The sequence below is a fragment of the Nannocystis sp. RBIL2 genome, assembly GCF_026626745.1.
Classification (GTDB): Bacteria; Myxococcota_A; Polyangia; order Nannocystales; family Nannocystaceae; genus Nannocystis.
On the sequence record NZ_JAPNJW010000002.1, the window covers coordinates 2216278 to 2235380 of the forward strand.

Genomic DNA, 19103 nt, shown 5'->3' on the forward strand with positions numbered 1-19103 from the left:
TCAAGCCCGAGAATCGCGCGCGGCCTCGAAGATCGCCATCGCCTCGAGGCGCACTGCCTCGAGCGTCTCCAGGTACCGCATGAGAGCGGGGTAAGCCCCGGCGTGGGCGTCGCAGAACTCGCGGAGGATGGGGTCCTCGAAGACGGCCATCCGGCGCAAGTGCTCGAGCGCCGCCACGATCGATTCGAACTGCCCCCCGCGGAGGATCTTGCTGACGTAGCCGCCGATGTCGGCGGTGAGCACCTCGACGACGTCGAGCGGATGAGGGTCGTCTCGTTCGCGCCAGATCTGCGAGATGCGCCCCTGCTCTGCCGTGCTCGCCCGGTACGCGGCCCCGGCCGCCGCATCGAGCGCCGCCAAGGACCTCCGCCGCTCTTCGTCGCTCATATCGATCTCCCGCTGACGCTCAGGCTCGAGAGGCCCGCGCGACCACGAGGATCGCCAGCGCCTCGAGGCGGACCGCCTCCAACATCTGCAAGTAAGCCATGATGTCCGGGTATTCGCCGGCGTGCTCCCGGCTGAATCGCTGGAGCGTGGGGTCGTCGAGGACGACCATCCGTCGCAAGTGCGGGATCGCCTCCTCGAGATCGTCGAACTCCAGGCGGTCGACGATCCTCGACACATAGCCGCCAATGTCCGTGGCGAGAAGCTCCATCACTCCCAGCGGATCGTCGTCGTCGTCCCTCCGCTCCCACCAGACCGCGTGAGCCCGGCCACGATCGGGCCCGCTGGCCCGGTAAAGCTTGAACGAGACCTCGTAGAGCACTTCCAGAAGCTTGCGCTTGTCCTCGGGGATCATGTCGAGCGTTCCTCGAGGAGGACGATGACGGTCCGCACGGTCGACACGAGCCTGAGCATGTTGTCCTTCTGGTCAGGCTCGTGAGGCCCGCGCAGCCTCGAGGATGGCGATGGCCTCGCAGCGGATCGTCTCCAGGATCTGCAGGTAACGCATGAGGTCCGGATATTCGCCGGCGTGCTCCCGGCCGAATCGCTGAAGCGTGGGGTCGTCGAGCACGACCATCCGTCGCAAGTGCGGGATCGCCTCCTCGAGATCGTCGAACTTTCGGCGGTCGACGAGCCTCGACACATAGCCGCCGATATCCGTGGCGAGAAGCTCCATCACTCCCAGCGGATCGTCGTCGTCGTCTCGCTCCCACCAGATCGCGTGAACCCGGCCACGATCGGGCCCGCTGGCCTGGTAGAGCGCAAACGAAGTCTCATAGAGTTCTTCCAGTTGCTTCCGCTTGTCCTCGGGGACCATGTCTAGCCTCTCTGCCGTACTTTGGCGCAGTCGCGGGCCGTTCTCAAGCGCTCGCCCTCAGCGCGGATTGAATCCGTACGTGACGATCTTGCCCGTCGAGGCCTCGACCTCCAGGAACTCGCCATCGGGCCTTTCGTATTTGACCACATCCCCGCCCTCCTTGGGCCCCGTCTTATGAGCGCCCTTGCGCTTGAACTCGGCGGCCTTGCGGAGGTATTTGAGCGGGTCGAACCGCTTTCGGCCGGCGTGGTCCCGCACGCTATGGGCTGGGGAGTCGTAGGTCCGTTTGGCCCACGTGCCGATCAGCCTCACCATCTCCTCGATTTCTCGGACCTTCCGTCCCTTGAAGAGCGCGGCCTCGTCAGCGTCCGGCGCACGCCTGAGGATACGCTCGATGTCCGCGCTCTCGGCGACCTTGTTCGCAGCGGCCTCCGCCTCTGCTCGCTTCTTGGCCGCCGCCGCCTCCGCCTCCGCCTTCGCGCTCGACTTGCCGCCGCCGCTCCCGATCGCCGACATGAGCGTCGGGCGCGTCATCACGGGACCGGTCGTCGTGAGGCTGCCGGGGATGAGCACCGGTCCTCCGAGGCCGATCGTGCCACCCGCGCTCACGCTCTCGGCCATCGCCAGCCGGGGCAGCCGCACCGTGATCGCACTGTCGATCTTCGCCGCGCGGCCGAGGTTGCCGCGGACACCGGTGACCGCGAGCGCCGCCATGGCGATCGTCACCAGCATCTTGAGGAATTCCTTGCTGGCCGCCTCGATCTGCTTCGCGTCGCCGCCGGCAGTCCACGCCGTGGTCAGCCATTTCTCCGCGTGCTGCAGGGCCTGCACACCGGCCTCCACGGCTGCCGCCGCGCCCAACGTGGCCAAGATCAGCTGGATGAGGAGCGCTGCCAACTGGCCGACGCCGGTCGGAGTCGCGGCCAGGAACGCCGAGGCCGCCTCGGCGAAGATGAATGCGGCTGTGACGCCGATGATCTCGGGCAAGTGGGCCGTGATCGCCTCGGCGTATTCGCCGGCGACGACGCCCAGGTACCGCGGCGAATCAGTGACGCTCTGCAGGATGTCCTGCATGTGGCCGAGGGCACGCCGACCCTTGGCGACCAGACCGTTCGTCAGCGAGCCGTCGGGCACCTCCGACTTGAGGGCCAGCGCGTGCGCCGGACTGACGAGCCAGATCCGCCGGCCTGCTTCGAGCTGGATGTTGTTCGCGCCCCCGCCGAGGATGTTCGGCGCTTGAAAGCTGCCTCGCAGACCGGCGCGGTTCTTGTCGCGGTTGACCGCCAGCAGGACGTTCTCGTAGTAGCGAAGATCGTGCCCGTCGGTGACGTGAGCGGAGAACTCGCGCCGGGCCAGACCCTCCACGGTGTCTCCCTCCGCGATCTGGTACAGCCTGGCACCGGGCTCCGGCACGTCGGTATTGATGCGGAAATCTTGCACGTACCCGCGCAGGAACGTCGACGCGAGCCTGGTGGTGACGTACCACCACTCCGGCGCCTCCGGGTGCCGCCCGCTGACGAATACACGGGTGGCCGGAGGGAGCGGAGTCCTCGTCAGCTTGGTGCCTCCGAGCTCCGCCGGACGCGAACGAATGTTGGCACCGTCGTCGTTGTCGATGAACCCGGGCTTGTTGATTCCCGGGAGCGGCGGGTCCACTTCGGCCGCGGGATCGAGCACCGCAGGATCGGGCGTTCGCTGAATCGGCGCACTCGGCGATACCCTGGCCGCGAACGGGCGGAGGACCGGAACCCACGGAGACGCAGGCGTGGGCGGCATGGCAGCCAGGGCCCGCGCTGCGCGCTCTCCCATGGCGTCCGCCTCGCGCTCGAGCCGCGGCTCGTCGTTGAGTCCGAACCCCAGGCGCGAAGAATTGCAGCGCACCCGCCCCTCGCGCTGTTGCATCACGTGCCCGAGCTCGTGCCCGAGCAACCGCCGTCCGCTCGCCGTATGCGGCGTCCACCGACCCGGAGCGACGTGGATGTCGTGCCCCTGAGTGAATGCGAGCGCGCCGAACTCGGTAGCCCGCGGTGAACCGACGTGAATTTGTACGGCGGAGAAATCGGCCCCCAGCGCCCGCTCCAGGGCCTCTCGCAGGGGCGGCACCGAGCCTGCGCCGTGGGACCCCCCGCGCGCCGGGAACCAGCGCGACGAGCCGCCATCACCGAGCTTAGGCAGCATCGGCGACGCAGACGCGAAATCGTACGAGCCGCCGGACGACTCGGAAAAAGGCTCGCTCAGGACCGCCCCCCCGGAGAGCGGAGACGACCGCGGGGAACGGAGCGCTCCTTCGCGGCCCAGCCGGCCGTCCGGCGGCCCCGGCAGCGTCGGCGTTCGTTCCGGTGAGAGTCCGACCAATGCATCGAGCGCCTGGGTCGTCTCCCGATTGTGCAACGAGGCCGAAGGGTCCGCGGACCGCTCTGACCCTGGCGGCTCCGCGCTGGCCTTCAGAGGGCTTGGGATACGCAGGGCCGACGGCCTCGAACGGGAGGTCGCAGCAGCCGGGCGACGGCTGAGCGGGGACATATGAGACATCGAGCAGCTCCTCGATCACCTCGCAGCATGCCCTGCGAGACGCCTCGAGAGCGTGCGAAGGCAACACCGCATTGTAGCGCCCTCGACGCCTCGGATCCCGCGACGAAGGCGCACGGTTCGTGTACGATCCATTTTCAGGCTATCTGCGCCGAGGTACCCGGTCAAGGCCCGTGTTCGCGCGTCAAACAGGCCCGCCGGCCTTCTCGGGCGAGAGTGGAGCACTCTTACCACCGCACTGACTCGCTGCTCCGCCCCCCAGAGAATACGCTGACCCAATGCCCACAGAATGCTCCTCGTGACTCGCTCGATTCACCGGAGCGAGCCCCGAGCTGCTGTCCCTGCACCACGGCCTGACCGGGCGCGACACACAGCGGTCGCCCCGGCCGACATGACAATGGCTGCGAATCAGGTCTCGTACCACGCCTCGCAGCTGAGGGCGCCCAGCGACCCGGGGTGCGACAACGGGATCGCTCGAGTCATCCCAACGGGATCGGCGCAGTCACCCCGGTGAACGGCGCCGGGCTGCCCTGCCCCGTCGATTCACCGCACCGTACTATCATCATTCACATCCGCGCGCGAAATCGACTGAGGCTTCACGACCTCGGCGTCCGCACACGCGCTGAGGGACTCGCCGAGCGCCCTCAAACCCTCCCGCTTTGCTTGCGTAGATCGCCGATATGGCCCGCCGGTCGTCCACGGGCGACAGCTCCGGCGTTTTGTGTTTGGATCGGCCCATGCGACGTTCAGCATGGCTTTGGGGGGCGCCGGTGGCTTGCATGCTCGCGTGCAACGGCGGCGGCGGCGGCGACGACACTGACACGACCGACGGCACCGGCTCGGCGAACACGATGAGCAGCGCGCCGTCGACCGGCAACACGCCGGGCACCACCACCGACGAGCCGCCGACCACCGGCGGACCGACGACGCCGACCGGCACCGACGGCACCAGCGAGTCGAGCGACACCACCCCGCCGGTGACCACCACCGACGGCACCACCGGCGACCCGCCCGACCCGAACGAGCTCGGCGGCCCGTTCCGCCGCGGGATCAACATCGGCGTGCGCAACCCCAGCTTCCCCGATCCGGACGGCGCCTGGCTCGCGGGACAGGTCGGCTGCAACAGCATCCGCGTCTCGCTGCCGGAGCGGCACCTCGTCACCTGGGGCTACGACATCGAGGTCTCCGACATCGCCGCCTACGCCGAGATGGGCCTCGACCATCACATCGCCTTCTTGACCTCGCCGATCGCCGAGCACTCGACCGCGCCGAACGGCACCCCCGAGTGGGAGCTCGCGCATTACATCCCCGCCAACCTGTACGAGCCGGCGGTCGTGAACGGCGCGATCAACCCCGACAACTACTGGGCCGAATACGTGTACAAGACCGTCAGCACGTACAAGGACCACGTCGATATGTGGGAGATCTGGAACGAGCCCGACTGGGTCGCCGACTGGAATTACACCGAGACGTGGGACACCGATCCGCCGACCAAGGAGCAGCTCGTGCGCTTCGGCGGCTCGATCTTCGACTACGTGCGCATGCTGCGGGTCAGCAAGGAGGCGGCGCTGCTCGCCGATCCGGACGCCAAGATCGCCCTCGGCGGGATCGGTTACCCCAACTTCCTCGACGCCCTCTTGCGCTACACCGACAACCCCGACGGCGGCGCGGTCTCGGCCGACTTCCCCGAGACCGGCGCGGCCTACTTCGACATCCTCAACTACCACTATTACCCGCTGTGGACCCCCGGCAATTCGGACGCCGGCGCCGACGGCTTCTTCGCCTCGCGCGACGCCTTCGCCGCCAAGATGGCGGCCGCCGGCGTGCCCGAGCGGCCCTACAACGTCACCGAGGTCGGCGCGCCGAAGACCGCCCTGAACGGGCAGCCCGGCGGCGTCGAGTACGCGCGCAACTTCTACGTCAAGGTGTTCGCGCGCGCCCAGGCCGAGAAGTTCATCGGCGCCGACTGGTTCATCCTCAGCGACGGCGACCCCGGCGAGCCGTTCGGCGAGATGGGCCTTTATCAGGACATCAAGGACCTCGGCGCCAAGGAGGACGCCGTGCCCTCAGTCACCGGCGTCGCCGCCAGGACGCTCAACACCTTGCTGGCCGACTCGCGCGCCGACCCGCCCGCGACCGCCGCCCTGGGCGCCCCCGCCGACGTGCGCGCCTACGCGTTCCGCCTGCCCGACGACCGCCAGGCGATCGTCGCCTGGGCCTACGCGCTGGGCACCGACGAGTCGGCGCAGGCCCACTTCGACCTGCCGACCGACAAGAGCTTCGACCTGCACGCGTGGGACTCCAGCCAGACCGGCACCTCTACCCCGCTGGCCCCCGAGGGCGGCCTCCTCGGCCTCGACCTCACCGCCTCGCCGGTGATCCTCGTCGAGCAGTGACGGCATGGCTCTCGGGACATGCACTGATGGGCATGTCCCGACGAGCATGTCCCGGGGTACACAGCCACGCCGACGACCCGGATGGACATGCACCGAAGAGCATGTCCCTTCGGGCATGTCATCCAGCGCGATCGCCGACGGCCGCCGCGGTTCGAGCAGGGGCAGCGCTCCAGCCTATCGTGTTGCGCCGCTCGCCAAGGCCGGTCGCGGGCCGACGGCGGCATCCTCGTTGACAGGCCTGGCGGGCGTGTTACTGGAAGCCGCCCCCATGCCCGACCTGACGCTGCACGCTCACCCCCTCTCCTCCTACTGCTGGAAGGTCCTGACCGCCCTCTACGAGGCCGGCATCGCTTTCACCTACCAGCACCTCGACCTCGCCGACCCGCGGGCGCGCGCCGAATTCTACGCGCTGTGGCCGATGGGCAAGATGCCCGTCCTCGTCGACGCCACGGCGGGCCGCAGCGTCCCCGAGACCAGCGTCATCATCGAATACCTCGACCGCTACGCCGCGCCGGCGCACCGCATGCTCCCGGGCGACGCCGAGGCCGCGCTCGAGGTCCGCGCCTGGGACCGCTTCTTCGACCTCTACGCCATGGCGCCGATGCAGAAGATCGTGGGCGACCGGATCCGCCCCGCCGACGGCCGTGACCCGTTCGGCGTGGCCGAGGCCCGGCGCACCCTGGACGCCGCCTACGGCGTGCTGGAGGCCCGCATGCAGGCCCGCGAGTGGGCGGCCGGCGACTTCGGCCTGGCCGACTGCGCCGCCGCCCCGGCCCTCTACTACGCCGACAAGGTGACCCCCCTGCGCGGCCGCCTCCCCGCGCTGACCGCCTACCTCGAGCGGCTCGAGGCGCGCCCGTCGTTCGCCCGCGTGCTGGTCGAGGCGCAGCCGTACGCGCACTTCTTCCCGCGCGAGAACGTGGGCTGAAGCGAGACCGACGCGACGCGCCTCCGCGCGCATGACCTATCGGACATGCCCCATTCGGCATGTCCGTTTCGACATGTCCGCGGGTACGCAGCCGCACCGCGCCCGCGCCGCCCAGCGGCGAGCTCGACTTGAGCGCCACACCTTCCGAGCCGCGGAACCGCTCGGAGCGGCCCCCAGCGCGCGACCCGATCACCTCGTTCGACGTCGGCCGCAACCCTGCGCGTGCGTGTCGGTCGGAGCCCCCACCGTTCGACCGCCAGGATGGTTCCGCCGGCGGATGGGACGGTGTAGCGTCGAAGGTCGCGGCAGGACGCGAATCATGCGAACTTCACAGAGCTCCCTCTCATCCCTGGGTTTCACGCTCGCGCTCGCGGCGGCACCGGCCTGCGGCGGCCCGGCCGGGCAGACCGACTCCGACGGCTCGGCCGGCACGACGTCGACGAGCGACGCGACGACGACGAGCGAACCCGGGTCGACCACGACCGTCGAGCCAACCGGCCCGACGAGCACGGGCACCACCGCGGAGACGAGCACGGGCACCACCGCGGAGGCGAGCACGGGCACCACCGCGGAGGTGACTACAGGCACCACCACGGAGACGAGCACGAGCACCACGACCGCGGGTACGACCACGGAGACGAGCACGACGAGCACGCAGGGGACGAGCACCGGGGACACCGAATCGGGGCTGTGCGAGCCGACCTGGGTCGTGCCCGACGTCGCTGCTGACGCGCTCGCCGAGCACGACCTGCTCTGGATCGAGTGCGAGCTGCTGAGCTGCGGCGCCGACGAGCAGCCGGGTCCGGGCGAGACGAGCCTCCTGTGCGACGAGTTCACGCTCGACGGCGTCCCGCTCGAGTACCTCGGCTATCTGCACCCGAACGCCACCGGGGCGTTCACCACCGACGACGTGATCACGCCGTCGAACATCGCCTGGCTCGACGGCGAGCGGCACGTCTACCGCTATGGCGAATCGATCTACGTCATGACCGAGCAGGACGAGGCGCGCGATCAGCTCGAGGTCTTTTTCACGGTGCGCGCGCTCGAGCTGCTGCGCGTCGATCACCCTGCGACCTACCAGGCGCTGCTCGTCGACACGGCGGAATTCCCGGCGGAGTCGCCGATCGACGGCCTCGGGTGGAAGAACCGGAGACGCAGCGTGGTGATCTCGTTCGACACCACGCCGCTCTACATCGCCGCGGGCATCACCGTGCTCGACGCGGCGCCGACCCAGGACCAGGGCCTCGACCTCTACAGCAACGTGCCTGCGATCTCGATCGACCGCGAGACGATCCTCGGCTCGTCGGACCAGATCGGCAGCCGGCCGATCTACCAAAAGCCCGGCGACGACGAGAACTTCCTCCGCTACATGCGCGAGGGTGTGGCCGAGACTCTGGTGCACGAGCTGCTGCACCGCTACGTCGACCGGCTCAACAGCGTCGACGCGGCGATGAACGACCTGTACTTCCGCCGCGGCGACATGCAGGCGTGCGCGCGCTTCGAGCTCGAGGAGGCGCTGGTCGCCGCGGCGTCGCTGCTGCACTTCCGCGCCGCCGGCGGGGTCGGCCAGACCTACCTCGACTACTACGACGTCGTGCTCGACGCGAACCTCGAGGTGGTGATGCAGTGCCCCGAATTCGCGACGTGGGAGGCGCAGTTCTCGGCGCCCTCGGGCGTCGACCCGCGCTACGACCTACGCCTCCTCGACCTCGAGTGACGCAGAGGGCATGTCCCTTGGAACATGTCCAATGAGCAAGCTCACCCGTGCCGCGCCCGCAGCGCGTGGGCGACGCCCGCCTTGAGGTCCGCGAGCGCGACGACCCCCTCGAGCGGGATCCCGAGCGCCGCGATCGCCTGGGCCACGGCCGGACGGATCCCGGTGATCACGGCCTCGGCCCCGAGCAGGCGGACCCCGCGGGCCGCGCGGACGATGCCCTCGATCACGTGGGTGTCGATCTCGCGCACCCCGGTGACGTCGAGGATCGCGGTGTGGGCGCGGTGCTCGGCCACGCCGGCCAGCAGGATCTGGGTCGCCTGCGTGCCGCGGGTTTCGTCGAGGGTGCCCACCAGCGGCATCACCACCACCCCGTCGGCGACCGGCAGGAGCGGCGTGGCGAGCTCCTGCAGGGCCTCCTGGTGGGCGCGCGCGGCCACCTCGTCGGCCAGCTTGCGCGCGGTGACGTCGTGGAACCACCCGACCACGCCGAGCAGCGTCCCCGCGCGGTCGCGCAGCGGGAGCTTGTGCGTCTCGACCCACCGGTCCTCGCCGTCGACGCGCAGCACCTCGAGGATGTTGAGCTTGGCGCTCCCGGTGGTGAGCACCTCGTGGTCGTCGTCGCGGAACTTCTCCGCCTGCGCGCGCGGCCACGGCATGTCGAAGTCGTCGCGCCCGGCGATCTCGGCCGGCGTCGCCAGCCCCGCCAGCGCCGCGAACGAGGCGTTGCAGCCGTAGTAACGCAGCGACGAGTCCTTCCAGAACATGCTGTACGGCAAGGCGTCCATGGCCGCCTGCAGGACCACGAACGCGCGTCCGAGCGCCTCCGCCGAAGGGTCGATCATCGGGGCCTCAGCGTACGCGACCCCGACCGTCGGCGCCCGCGGCTGCGCAATCATTGCATCACGAATTCGTCGTGACGCTGTTCGCCCGGAGGACGTCCTTCGGGGCGAATCCTAGGACCGTGAATGCGCCGATGGCCCGACCGCGGCGACTGCGTGCACTGCCATGATTGCCGGCGTCGTCGGTGGGATGCCGGCGACGAACCGCGTGAGGTACCAGACCGCGTCGTCGACTGCACCACCACTCGTACGTGGGCCTGCTCGAACGGTCGGGTTTCCATCACCCGGGCCAGCACCGGGTTGATGCCGACGCCTTGCCATGGATCGACGGGGAACAGCCGCGCGAGCGAACTATCGGGCCCGACGACGATCACGTCGCTGGGCCGCCCCAGGCCGTCCGCGCAGAAGTCGCGGGCGGCCGCCGCTCACCGCCAGCAGCCCGCGCACGAGGTGCGACCTTCGCTCCGACGACCGACATTTCATGCGCCTCGGCGATGACGCGCGAGAGCCGCTCGATTCGCACCATCCCGCGCCGGCTCCAATGTTCGCAGGGGACGGTCACGGCATGCCAGCCGATGTGTTGCCCGCCTGACAAGAAAGCGGGCTTGCGGCCGCGGACGATTCTCACGAGGAGGCGCTTGCATCCCGAGCGCGCGACGGCGCGACTGCCCACGGCCTCGCGCCCTCCCGAGAGCGCGCGACCCCGGATCGACGCGCGGCCTTCACGGCTGTCCGCGGCTGGACGCCGCCCAGCGACGGCGGACGAGCATGCCTCGAAGAACATGTTTTTAATGACATGCCCTTTATAACATGTCCTTTTCGACGCTTTTTAAATTGAGCCTCGGCGGCGCTCGACCGCCCCGTCGCTTGCGACGCGGGGGGCCGGGGCCATGGTTTCGCGGCCATGCCCGAAGTCCTGACCCGGCACCCCGACACGGTCATTCAAGTCCTCGAGAGCGCCGGCGCCAGGTGCGGCGAGGGAGCGCCACCGAAGATCTTGAAGAGCTGCCCCGCCGAGTCGTTCTGCGCCCTTCCGGGCGGCGAGACCTGCGTCTACGACGTCGCCGACGTCGCCGACATGACCCAGGTCTCCGCCGCCGACCTGGCCCCGTACGTGTGCGCTCAGGAGCGCGGGTGTTCGGCCGTTCACCAGCCCGGCGACGGCCTCTTGCTGGTCGGGTTGCTCGCCGGCCTCGCGCTCGGCCGCTGGTCGCGGCGCGGGCCCGCGAGCTCGCAGGCGCCGCGGTGACGAAGGCGGGCCGCGGCGCCCGGAGGCGGCGACACCTCGCCTGTAGTGATGCGCGCGCGTCCGTACTACTCGCCGTAGCACGAATCGACGTAGTCGAGGTTGTACCGGTGGCAGTACTTCTTCGCCTTGCTGCGACACCAGCCGTCCGGCTTGTCGACCGGATCGACCGGATACCGCCACGCCTTGCGGTAGTCGTAGAAGCCCTCGCAGTAGGCCAGGCAGTAGATATTGACCTCGCCGCCGCTCGGCCAATAGGATCCGCCGATCTCGTCGGGGACCACGCATTCATAGGTGGCCGACGGGTGGGTCTCCTCGGTGAACTCGTCGCCGGGCGCGGCCGATTCGTCGGGCTGCGCGGCGAACTCGTGGTCGCCGGGCGCGGGAAGCGCGGTCAAGAACGCACTCACGAGCATCTCGAACATCATGGTCGTCTCATCCTCGCCGCCGCCTCCATGGCGTCGGCCCCGGGAATATGTCCGGGCGGCGATCGCCGTCCAGCGGGCGGCCACGAGATTTCGTCGCCGTCCGCCGCGGCCTCGCGGGGCTGCACCTCTCCGTTGTGGAGGCCGCCGAGACGCGCGGCTGCACGGTCGCAGGGCCCGCTCGCGCGCCGGCCAAGCCGGCGGCCTCGAGCCCGACGTCCGCTCCCTCGATGGCACGTGGTCGCGCTTGACACGACAGCGACGCCGGCGCTGCGACGCTGCGGCGACGCCACCAGTTCGTTGTACGTGACGCTGGCGAATGCCACCGGCTCCGCCGGGGCGTTGCGCCGACCGACCGGCATCGCGGACTTCGGCTTCGATCGATGTCCGAAAAAACATGTCCAATCGAACAGGTCTCCCTGGATCTTCTCGTCCGCACCCTCGCAGGCCTTGATGCACCGCGACCGGCGCCTCGCGCCTATGCTCTTGAGAGCATGTCCGATCGAACATGTCTCTCGGGCTTTATCGTCTGCACCGTCGCGGCCTGCGACGCCTCGCGGCTGGGCGCTCGCGCGTCCGCGCGCGGCGTCCGCCTTTGCGGCTGCAGGTCGGGGCGGCGGGTTCTGCCGGCGGTCGGCAGAAATCGCCGCTCCGCGGGCCGGCGAGCTCTGCCGGCGATCGGCGGCCTTCGCCGGCACGCGGACCCGCGCCGCGACACCACACGACAATTCCTCGCCGCCCGGCCGAGCCCGGCGCTTGCGAGAGGGGTCCGCGTGACCGTGGAGAACCCGTCGATGCACCCCGTCTCGTCCCGTCTGCGCTCGTGGCTTCCCGTGTTCGCGCTCGCCCTCGCCGCTCCCGCCGGCTGCGACGACCCGGCGGACTTCACCGACGACGAGACCGTGGCTCTGCGCCCCGGCGGCGGCGGCGGCTGCATCGGCTGTTCGCTCAACTCGCCGACCGTCAACGACGCCCTGATCACGGAGCTCAACCTCGACGGCGTCGCCAACGCCGGCGGCGTCACCTTCGTCGACATCTTCAACCCGCAGAACGGCAACCACTACAAGCCCGACATGAACCTGGGCCGCGACGAGCTGGTCGCGCGCAACATGAACACCGGCCAGATCACGTATACCGGCCCGCAGCTGGTCGGCAAGGTCTTGGGCCTGATGACCCCGACCGGCCCGGTCCAGCTGCGGATCGTCGGCTTCGACAGCGCCATGCCCTCGTGGTCGCAGGGCGGCGCCATGGTCAGCGTCTATCGCATGCAGTACAACGATCAGGACAACGTGACGCAGCCCGTCTGTCCCAACACCAGCGACGACAATAAGGACATGGTCACGCTGATCTACGGCGAGACCTACGATCGTGAGACCAACGCCATCAGCCCCGGGCAAGGCCGGTGGTTCACGATCGCCTGCGTCGCCGAGGGCGCCTTCAAGATGAAGATGATGGACTACGCGCCGAGCGGGGCCCGGCACGCCGACCTCGAGCAGCGCAAGGCGACCCTGCGCATGGTCACCGCCGATTACTGCGGCGACGGCACCCCCTACACCGTCGACGGCACCCCCGTCGCGTGGCGCAACGCCAGCGGCAGCGTCGTCCCCGGCGTCGCCGAGAACTCGCTCGAGGCCAAGTGGGGCCCCGACGGCGCGCTCTGCCTCGACGACCCGCGCTACGCCGATCCTGCCAGCATTCACTGCGCGGTCCCGGCGTGCAGCGGCAACGGCTCGTTCGGCCCTGGCATCGAGTGGCGGACCATGCTGCCCTGAGCGGAGACCGGCGTGGCCCTCGATCGCTCCACCCTGCTGTCCGGCCCGGCGCCCGCGCCCGCGCTCGACCTCGCCGAGACCGCGGTCAGCGGCATGCGAGCGATGGTCCGCGACGCGGCGCCTGCCCTCAATCCGGCGACCGATCCGGCGGTGCGCGAGCGGATCGGCCGCTTCGTCCTCCTGCGTGAGCTCGGCGCCGGCGGCATGGGGGTCGTGCACGCCGCCTTCGACCCCAAGCTCGATCGCAGGATCGCGGTCAAGCTGCTGCGCCGCGACCTCGCGCCCGATTACAACGAGGCCCGGTTCCTCCGCGAGGCCCAGGCGATGGCCCGCCTGTCGCACCCCAACGTGGTCCAGATCCACGACGCCGGGGTGGAAGGCGGCCAGTTCTTCATCGCCATGGAGTTCGTCGAGGGCCGCACCGCCGGCGAGTGGGCCGCCGAGCGGCCGCGCAAGTGGCGGGAGCTCCTCGCCGTGTATCTGCAAGCGGGCCGCGGCCTGGCGGCGGCCCACGCCGCCAGCGTGGTGCACCGCGACTTCAAGCCCGACAACGTGCTGATCGGCAGCGACGGGCGGGCCCGTGTCGCCGACTTCGGGCTCGCCCGCGGTGACGACGAGGGCGGCGAGCGCCCCGAGCTGCGCAACCGCCCCGAGCTGCGCAACCGCCCCGAGCTGCGCACCGAGGGCCTGGTCGGCGCGCGGCTCACCGCCCACGGCGCGGTGATGGGCACGCCGGCGTACATGTCGCCCGAGCAGCACCTGGGCAAGCCGGCCGGGCCGGCCAGCGATCAGTTCAGCTTCTGCGTGGCCGTGTATGAGGCGCTGTGCGGCGCGCGGCCGTTCGCGGGCGACACCCTGCTCGGCCTCACCGACAACATCCTCGCCGGCCGCGTCAGCGAGCCGCCGCCCGGGGCGCGCGCGCCGGCGTGGTTGCTCGCACGATTGCGTCGGGGCCTACGGCCCGACCCCGCCGATCGCTACCCCGACATGGACGCGCTGCTGCGGGCGCTCGAGCGCGATCCGGCGGCGCAGCGGCGCAAGTGGTTCGGGGCCGCCGCGCTCGGGGGTCTGGCGATGACTCTCGGCTGGGCCCTCGCGCCGGCAAGGGCGGTCTCGCCGTGCGACGCCGGCGAGGCGCAGGCCGCCGAGGTGTGGGGCGATCCGCAGCGCCAGGCAGTGACCGCGGCGCTGCCGGCCGAGGTCGCGCCGAAGGTGATCGCCGCGCTCGACGACTACGGGGCGCGCTGGGCCGCGGTGCACCGCGAGGTCTGCCTCGGCCATCAGCGCGGCGAGCGATCGAGCCGGCTGCTCGACGCCGGCATGCGCTGCCTCGGCGAGCGACGGGCGGCGCTGGCGGGAGCGGCCGAGATCCTGGCGAGCGGCGGTCCCGGGGTCGCGCGCGAGGCCACCGCGGTGGTCGCCAAGTTGCCGTCGCCGGCGCTGTGCGGCGATCCGGTGGCGATGGCCGCCGAAGTCGCGCCGCCCGGAGATCCGGCAGTCGCCGCCGCGGTCGACGAGCTGCGGGCCCGCCTGGCCCGCGCGCGGGTGCTGGCCGACGCCGGCGAGCTCGGTCCGGCCGCCGGCGAGCTCGCGGCCGTGCGCGCCGAGGCCGAACGGCTCGCCTACCGCCCGCTGGTCGCCGAGACTGCGCTGGCCGCCGGACGCACCGCGCAGCTCGCCTACGACCTGGCCGCCGCGCGCACCAGCCTCGACGACGCCTACGTGCTCGCCCTCGCCGCCCGGGTCGACGCGGTCGCGGCCGAGGCGCTGGCGCGCCTGGTGTGGGTCGATGGCGTCGGCCTGGGCCAGCCCGACGCCGCGCTGGCGCAGCGACGTGTCGCAGAGGCCATGGTCGAAAGGACAGGTCATCGCGCCGACCTGGCGGCGCTGCTGGCCAACAACCTCGGCGCGGTCCACGGGGCACGCGGCGAGCCGGCGCTGGCGCTGGCCAGCTATCAAGCCGCGGTCGCGGCCGGGGACGCGGCCGCCTACGCCGACCCGATCGAGCGCTGGAGCTACCACGCCAACCTGGCGCTGGTGACCGCCGACCCGGGCGCGCGCGCCGAGGGCTTCGCGGCCGCGCTGACCGGGCTCACCGGCCTTTTGGGCGAGCGCCACCCGTACGTGCGCCAGCTGCGGCGCATGGCCGCCGACCACACCCTCGACCCCGCGGCCGCGCAGGCGGTGTTCGCCGAGGTGTGCCCGCAGTTCCGCGGGCCCGGCGAGCCGTACGAGGTGTGCGCGGTGTGCTGGCTCGGCCTCGGCCACGCCGAGGACGACCTCGATCACGCCGAGGCCGCGGCGGCGGCGATGGAGCAGGCGGCGGCCTGCCTCGCCGGCCCGCTGCACCCCGACGACGTGGCGCCGATGACCGCCCTCTCCGAGCTCGCCCGCGGCTCCGCGGCCCTGCTGCGCGACCGGCCCGAGGCCGCCCTGAAGCCGCTGGAGGCCGCGATCGCCGGCGCCTCGCCGCAGCGCGAGCGCTGGTGGGTGGCCCTGCGGATCGCCGACGCCCAGGTCGCCCTCGGCCGCGCCCTGCTGGCCCTCGGCCGCCCAGGCGAGGCGATCGCCGCGCTCGAGCCCGCGATCGCCACGCTCTCGGCCCGCGCCGCCGACGACTTCGCCAGCGCCCCGCACCTGCTGCTCGCGCGCGCGAGGGTCACCCTCGCCGAGGCGCTGAGCCGCACCGACGCCGCCGCCACTGCCCGGGTCGAGGAGCTGCGGGCCGCCGCCCGCGAGCTGTACCGCCGCGCCGGAGCCGGCGGCGCGACCCGCCTGGCAGCCTTGCCGGGGGCGCGGCCCTGAGCGCCTGGAGTTCAGGACATGTCCTTCGAGACACCCGCGATCAGTGACCTGTCCTCCGAGACAGACCTCGATGCGACGAGGGCCGTCCGCTGCGACATGTCCCCCGAGACAGGCCGCCAGCTCGACGCGCGCGCCCCGGCGGAGCGCTCGCCGCCTGCGCGATCGGACATGTCCTCCGAGACATCCGCCCTGCGAAGCCGTCCGCGCGCCGCTCCGCTGCAGTTCGTCGCCGCGGCCGCGTCCGTGCGCGCTGCGTCTCCGGCGGGCGACTCCGATCCGTCGGCCTCCTCCTCGCTACGCGCCGTCGCCGATCTCGCCGCGCGCGGCCTCGCCGGGAGCAGCGTCCCCGCGGAAACCGCGTCCCACGGGCAGCAGCCGCCGGCCCTGGCCGTCGGGCGCGATTTCGCCCCACCCGCCGCAGCCGGCGCCAGGCCGCCCGCGGACCGCAGATCCGCTACCCTCGGCCCGCGGATGCCCGATCTCGGCAAGGCTGGGGCGTGGGGTCTGCTCGCGGTCGCCGGGGTGCTCGCGGGCCTGCTCGCGCTGTCGTCGGTGGCCTCGTTCGTCAACGCCTACCGGATCGGCGAGGCGGTGGTGCGCGGCGAGGGCGAGGTGCTCCACCGCCTGGTCGAGCGCGACTTCCCGCGCGGCCGCTGGGCCACCGCCGCCGACCTCGAGGCCATCCTCGGCGACGCCCGCGACGAGGGCCTGCGCTACCTGGCGATCCTCGCGCCCGACGACGCCGTGGTGGTCGAGGCGGGCGTGAGCGTCGAGCGGCCGCTGCGGCCCGACGACCACCGCGGCGTGCTGGCGTGGATCGACGACAACCTGGCCGGCGACGGCAACGTGGCCCGCTTCGAGCGGCTGCTCGGCCCACCGCCGCGCTCCGGGGAGAAGCCGCCGCCCGGCGTCGAGCCCGGCGTGCGTCCCCCGCCGCCGCGGGTCGTGATCGAGTTCGAGCCGCGCCTGGCGGCCGCGTTCTTTCGCCAGGCCCTGCGCGACCTCGTGGTCGGCCTCGCGGTCGCAGTCGCTCTGGTCGTCACCGCCTGGGTGTCGCATCGCCAGCGGCAGCGGGCCCAGGCCGCCGAGGCGGGCCACGCCGAGCGGCGCCACCTGGCCGCGCTCGGCGAGATGTCTGCCGTCCTGGCCCACGAGATCCGCAACCCGCTCGCCAGCCTCAAGGGCCACGCCCAGCTGCTCGAGGAGCAGCTCGCCGACAACGAGCGCCGGCGCGCCAAGGCCAGCCGGATCGTCGAGGAGGCGGTGCGACTCGAGGCGCTGACGACCAGCCTCCTCGACTTCGTGCGCGCCGGCAAGCTCAAGGCCGCGACCGGCGACCCGCGGGCGATCGCGCGGCGAGCCGTCGAGCTCACCGACGCTGCGCGGGTCGTGCTCGACGACGCGGACGCGCCCGCCGGCTGGTACCTCGACGCGCAGCGGGTCGAGCAGGCGCTGGTCAACCTGGTGCGCAACGCCCTGCAGGCGAGCCCGCCGGGCGCCACGGTCGAGCTGGCGATCCGCCGCGAGGACGGCGGCCTGGCCTTCCGCGTGGCCGACCGCGGCCCCGGCGTGCCGGCCGAGCTGCGCGCGCGGATCTTCGATCCGTTCGTCACCGGCCGCACCCAGGGCACCGGCCTGGGGCTCGCCGTGGTCTCGCGGGTGTGCGAGCGCCACGGCGGCAAGGCCAGCGTCGAGGAGCGGCCCGGCGGCGGCTCCGTGTTCCGCGTGTGGCTGCCGCCGGCCGAAAGAGAGGGTGACTGAATGGCGCACGTGCTGGTCGTCGACGACGAGCCGGGGATCCGCGAGTTCGTGGCCGAGGCGCTGGCCGACGACGACCACGAGGTCGCGCAGGCGGCCTCCGGCGAGGCCGCGTGGGCGCTGCTCGAGCGCGAGGGCTTCGACGTGGTGCTGTCGGACCTGCGCATGCCCGGCATGGACGGCATGGCGCTGCTCCGCCGCCTGCGCGAGCGCCAGCCCGACGTCGAGTTCATCATCCTCACCGCGCACGGCGACGTCGACACCGCGGTCGAGGCGATGCGCCTCGGGGCGTTCGACTACCTGCAGAAGCCGCTCGGCTCGCTCGCCGAGCTGCGCCTGCTCATCCGCCGCGCGGCCGAGCGCCGGGCCCTGCGCAACTTCCAGGAGGCCCACCAGGGCAGCAGCGACGCCGCGCCCGAGCTGAGCTTCGGCGCGCCGGCGATGCAGCCTGTCGTCGCCGCGCTGCGCAAGGTCGCGGTCACCGACGCGACGGTCCTGCTGATCGGCGAGAGCGGCACCGGCAAGGAGATCGCGGCGCGGGCGGTGCACGGGTGGAGCCGGCGCAAGGCCGGCCCGTTCGTGGCCGTCAACTGCGCCGCGCTGGCCGAGCAGCTGCTGGAGAGCGAGCTGTTCGGCCACGAGAAGGGCGCCTTCACCGGCGCGCACGCGCGTCGCCGCGGCCGCATCGAGGTCGCCCAGGGCGGTACCTTCTTCCTCGACGAGGTCGGCGAGCTGGCCCTGCCGCTGCAGGCCAAGCTGCTGCGCCTGCTGCAGGAGCGGACCTTCGAGCGGCTCGGCGGCGGCCCGACCCTGCGCGCCGACGTGCGCTGGATCGCCGCCACCAACCGCGACCTCCCGGCGATGATCGCCGAGGGCCGCTTCCGCGAGGACCTGTTCCACCGCCTCGCAGTGTTCCCGGTGGTCCTGCCGCCGCTCCGCGACCGCCGCGAGGACATCGAGCCGCTGGCCGAGCGCCTGCTCGCCCAGGCCTGCGCCAACCTCGGGCGCAAGCCGCTGAAGCTCGACCCCTCGGCGCGGGCCCTGCTGCGCCGCGCTCGCTGGTCGGGCAACGTCCGCGAGCTCGCCAACACGCTCGAGCGCGCCGCGATCCTGGCCGACGGCGACATCCTGCACGAGAGCGAGCTGGCGATCCCCGGCCTCGGCTTCGCGCCCGCGCCCTCCGCCGCCCCGCCGCCGGCCCCTGCCCCGCCCGCCGCGCCGGTCGCCGGCGAGCCCGGGCACGACGGCCCGCCGCGCCCGCTGCAGGACCTCGAGCGCGACGCGATCGAGGCCGCCCTGCGCCACTTCGAGGGCAACCGGATCCGCACCGCCGAGGCCCTCGGGATCGGCGTGCGCACGCTCTACGACAAGATCAAGCGCTACGGCCTCGGCGAGTGAGCTGTCCGCGGGGGCACGCCCTCGGTCGC

14 protein-coding genes are annotated in these 19103 nt (G+C 71.9%); 8 read left to right on the forward strand and 6 right to left on the reverse strand.

Annotated elements, in window-relative coordinates; genetic code table 11:
• The 4 genes from OV090_RS33900 to OV090_RS33915 all read right to left on the reverse strand — a co-directional run bounded on the left by OV090_RS33900 (position 1) and on the right by OV090_RS33915 (position 3439).
• Entirely contained in the window at positions 1-387 is a 387-nt protein-coding gene (locus OV090_RS33900) for a hypothetical protein (RefSeq protein ID WP_267708824.1), read from the reverse strand.
• Between the two features lie 19 nt (positions 388-406).
• Positions 407-799, reverse strand: coding sequence for a hypothetical protein (locus tag OV090_RS33905; RefSeq protein ID WP_267708825.1), 393 nt, complete (start codon positions 797-799; stop codon positions 407-409).
• Positions 800-871: 72 nt separating this feature from the next.
• Entirely contained in the window at positions 872-1261 is a 390-nt protein-coding gene (locus tag OV090_RS33910) for a hypothetical protein (RefSeq protein WP_267708826.1), read from the reverse strand.
• Between the two features lie 57 nt (positions 1262-1318).
• Positions 1319-3439 carry a DUF4157 domain-containing protein gene (locus OV090_RS33915; RefSeq protein WP_267708827.1) on the reverse strand — a complete coding sequence of 707 codons (2121 nt, stop codon included), beginning with the start codon at positions 3437-3439 and terminating at the stop codon, positions 1319-1321.
• 1088 nt (positions 3440-4527) lie between these two features.
• On the opposite strand from OV090_RS33915, the gene OV090_RS33920 reads away from it, so the two are divergent.
• From OV090_RS33920 to OV090_RS33930, 3 genes are all read left to right on the forward strand, one after another.
• Complete coding sequence (locus OV090_RS33920) at positions 4528-6186, forward strand: hypothetical protein (protein WP_267708828.1); 1659 nt, start codon at positions 4528-4530, stop codon at positions 6184-6186.
• 268 nt (positions 6187-6454) lie between these two features.
• Complete coding sequence (locus OV090_RS33925) at positions 6455-7114, forward strand: glutathione S-transferase family protein (RefSeq protein ID WP_267708829.1); 660 nt, start codon at positions 6455-6457, stop codon at positions 7112-7114.
• 319 nt (positions 7115-7433) lie between these two features.
• Positions 7434-8831: a hypothetical protein gene (locus OV090_RS33930; protein WP_267708830.1), complete on the forward strand. Its 1398-nt coding sequence runs from the start codon at positions 7434-7436 to the stop codon at positions 8829-8831.
• A gap of 41 nt (positions 8832-8872) precedes the next feature.
• On the opposite strand, the gene OV090_RS33935 is transcribed toward OV090_RS33930, so the two are convergent.
• Positions 8873-9673 carry a PAS domain-containing protein gene (locus OV090_RS33935; protein ID WP_267708831.1) on the reverse strand — a complete coding sequence of 267 codons (801 nt, stop codon included), beginning with the start codon at positions 9671-9673 and terminating at the stop codon, positions 8873-8875.
• A gap of 901 nt (positions 9674-10574) precedes the next feature.
• On the opposite strand from OV090_RS33935, the gene OV090_RS33940 reads away from it, so the two are divergent.
• Positions 10575-10919 (forward strand): hypothetical protein, encoded by a 345-nt coding sequence (locus OV090_RS33940; RefSeq protein WP_267708832.1) that lies wholly within the window; start codon positions 10575-10577, stop codon positions 10917-10919.
• Between the two features lie 65 nt (positions 10920-10984).
• Here the strand turns inward: OV090_RS33940 and OV090_RS33945 are convergent, their stop codons facing one another.
• Positions 10985-11314, reverse strand: coding sequence for a hypothetical protein (locus OV090_RS33945; protein WP_267708833.1), 330 nt, complete (start codon positions 11312-11314; stop codon positions 10985-10987).
• Positions 11315-12114: 800 nt separating this feature from the next.
• Here OV090_RS33945 and OV090_RS33950 point away from each other — a divergent pair.
• The 4 genes from OV090_RS33950 (at position 12115) to OV090_RS33965 (ending at position 19074) form a co-directional block, all read left to right on the forward strand.
• Positions 12115-13113, forward strand: a complete 999-nt coding sequence (locus OV090_RS33950) for an ADYC domain-containing protein (RefSeq protein ID WP_267708834.1) — start codon at positions 12115-12117, stop codon at positions 13111-13113.
• A 12-nt stretch (positions 13114-13125) separates the two neighbouring features.
• Positions 13126-15918, forward strand: coding sequence for a protein kinase (locus tag OV090_RS33955; RefSeq protein ID WP_267708835.1), 2793 nt, complete (start codon positions 13126-13128; stop codon positions 15916-15918).
• A gap of 471 nt (positions 15919-16389) precedes the next feature.
• Positions 16390-17679, forward strand: a complete 1290-nt coding sequence (locus tag OV090_RS33960) for an ATP-binding protein (protein WP_267708836.1) — start codon at positions 16390-16392, stop codon at positions 17677-17679.
• Entirely contained in the window at positions 17680-19074 is a 1395-nt protein-coding gene (locus OV090_RS33965) for a sigma-54 dependent transcriptional regulator (RefSeq protein WP_267708837.1), read from the forward strand. It abuts the gene before it with no gap.
• Positions 19075-19103: the final 29 nt, after the last annotated feature.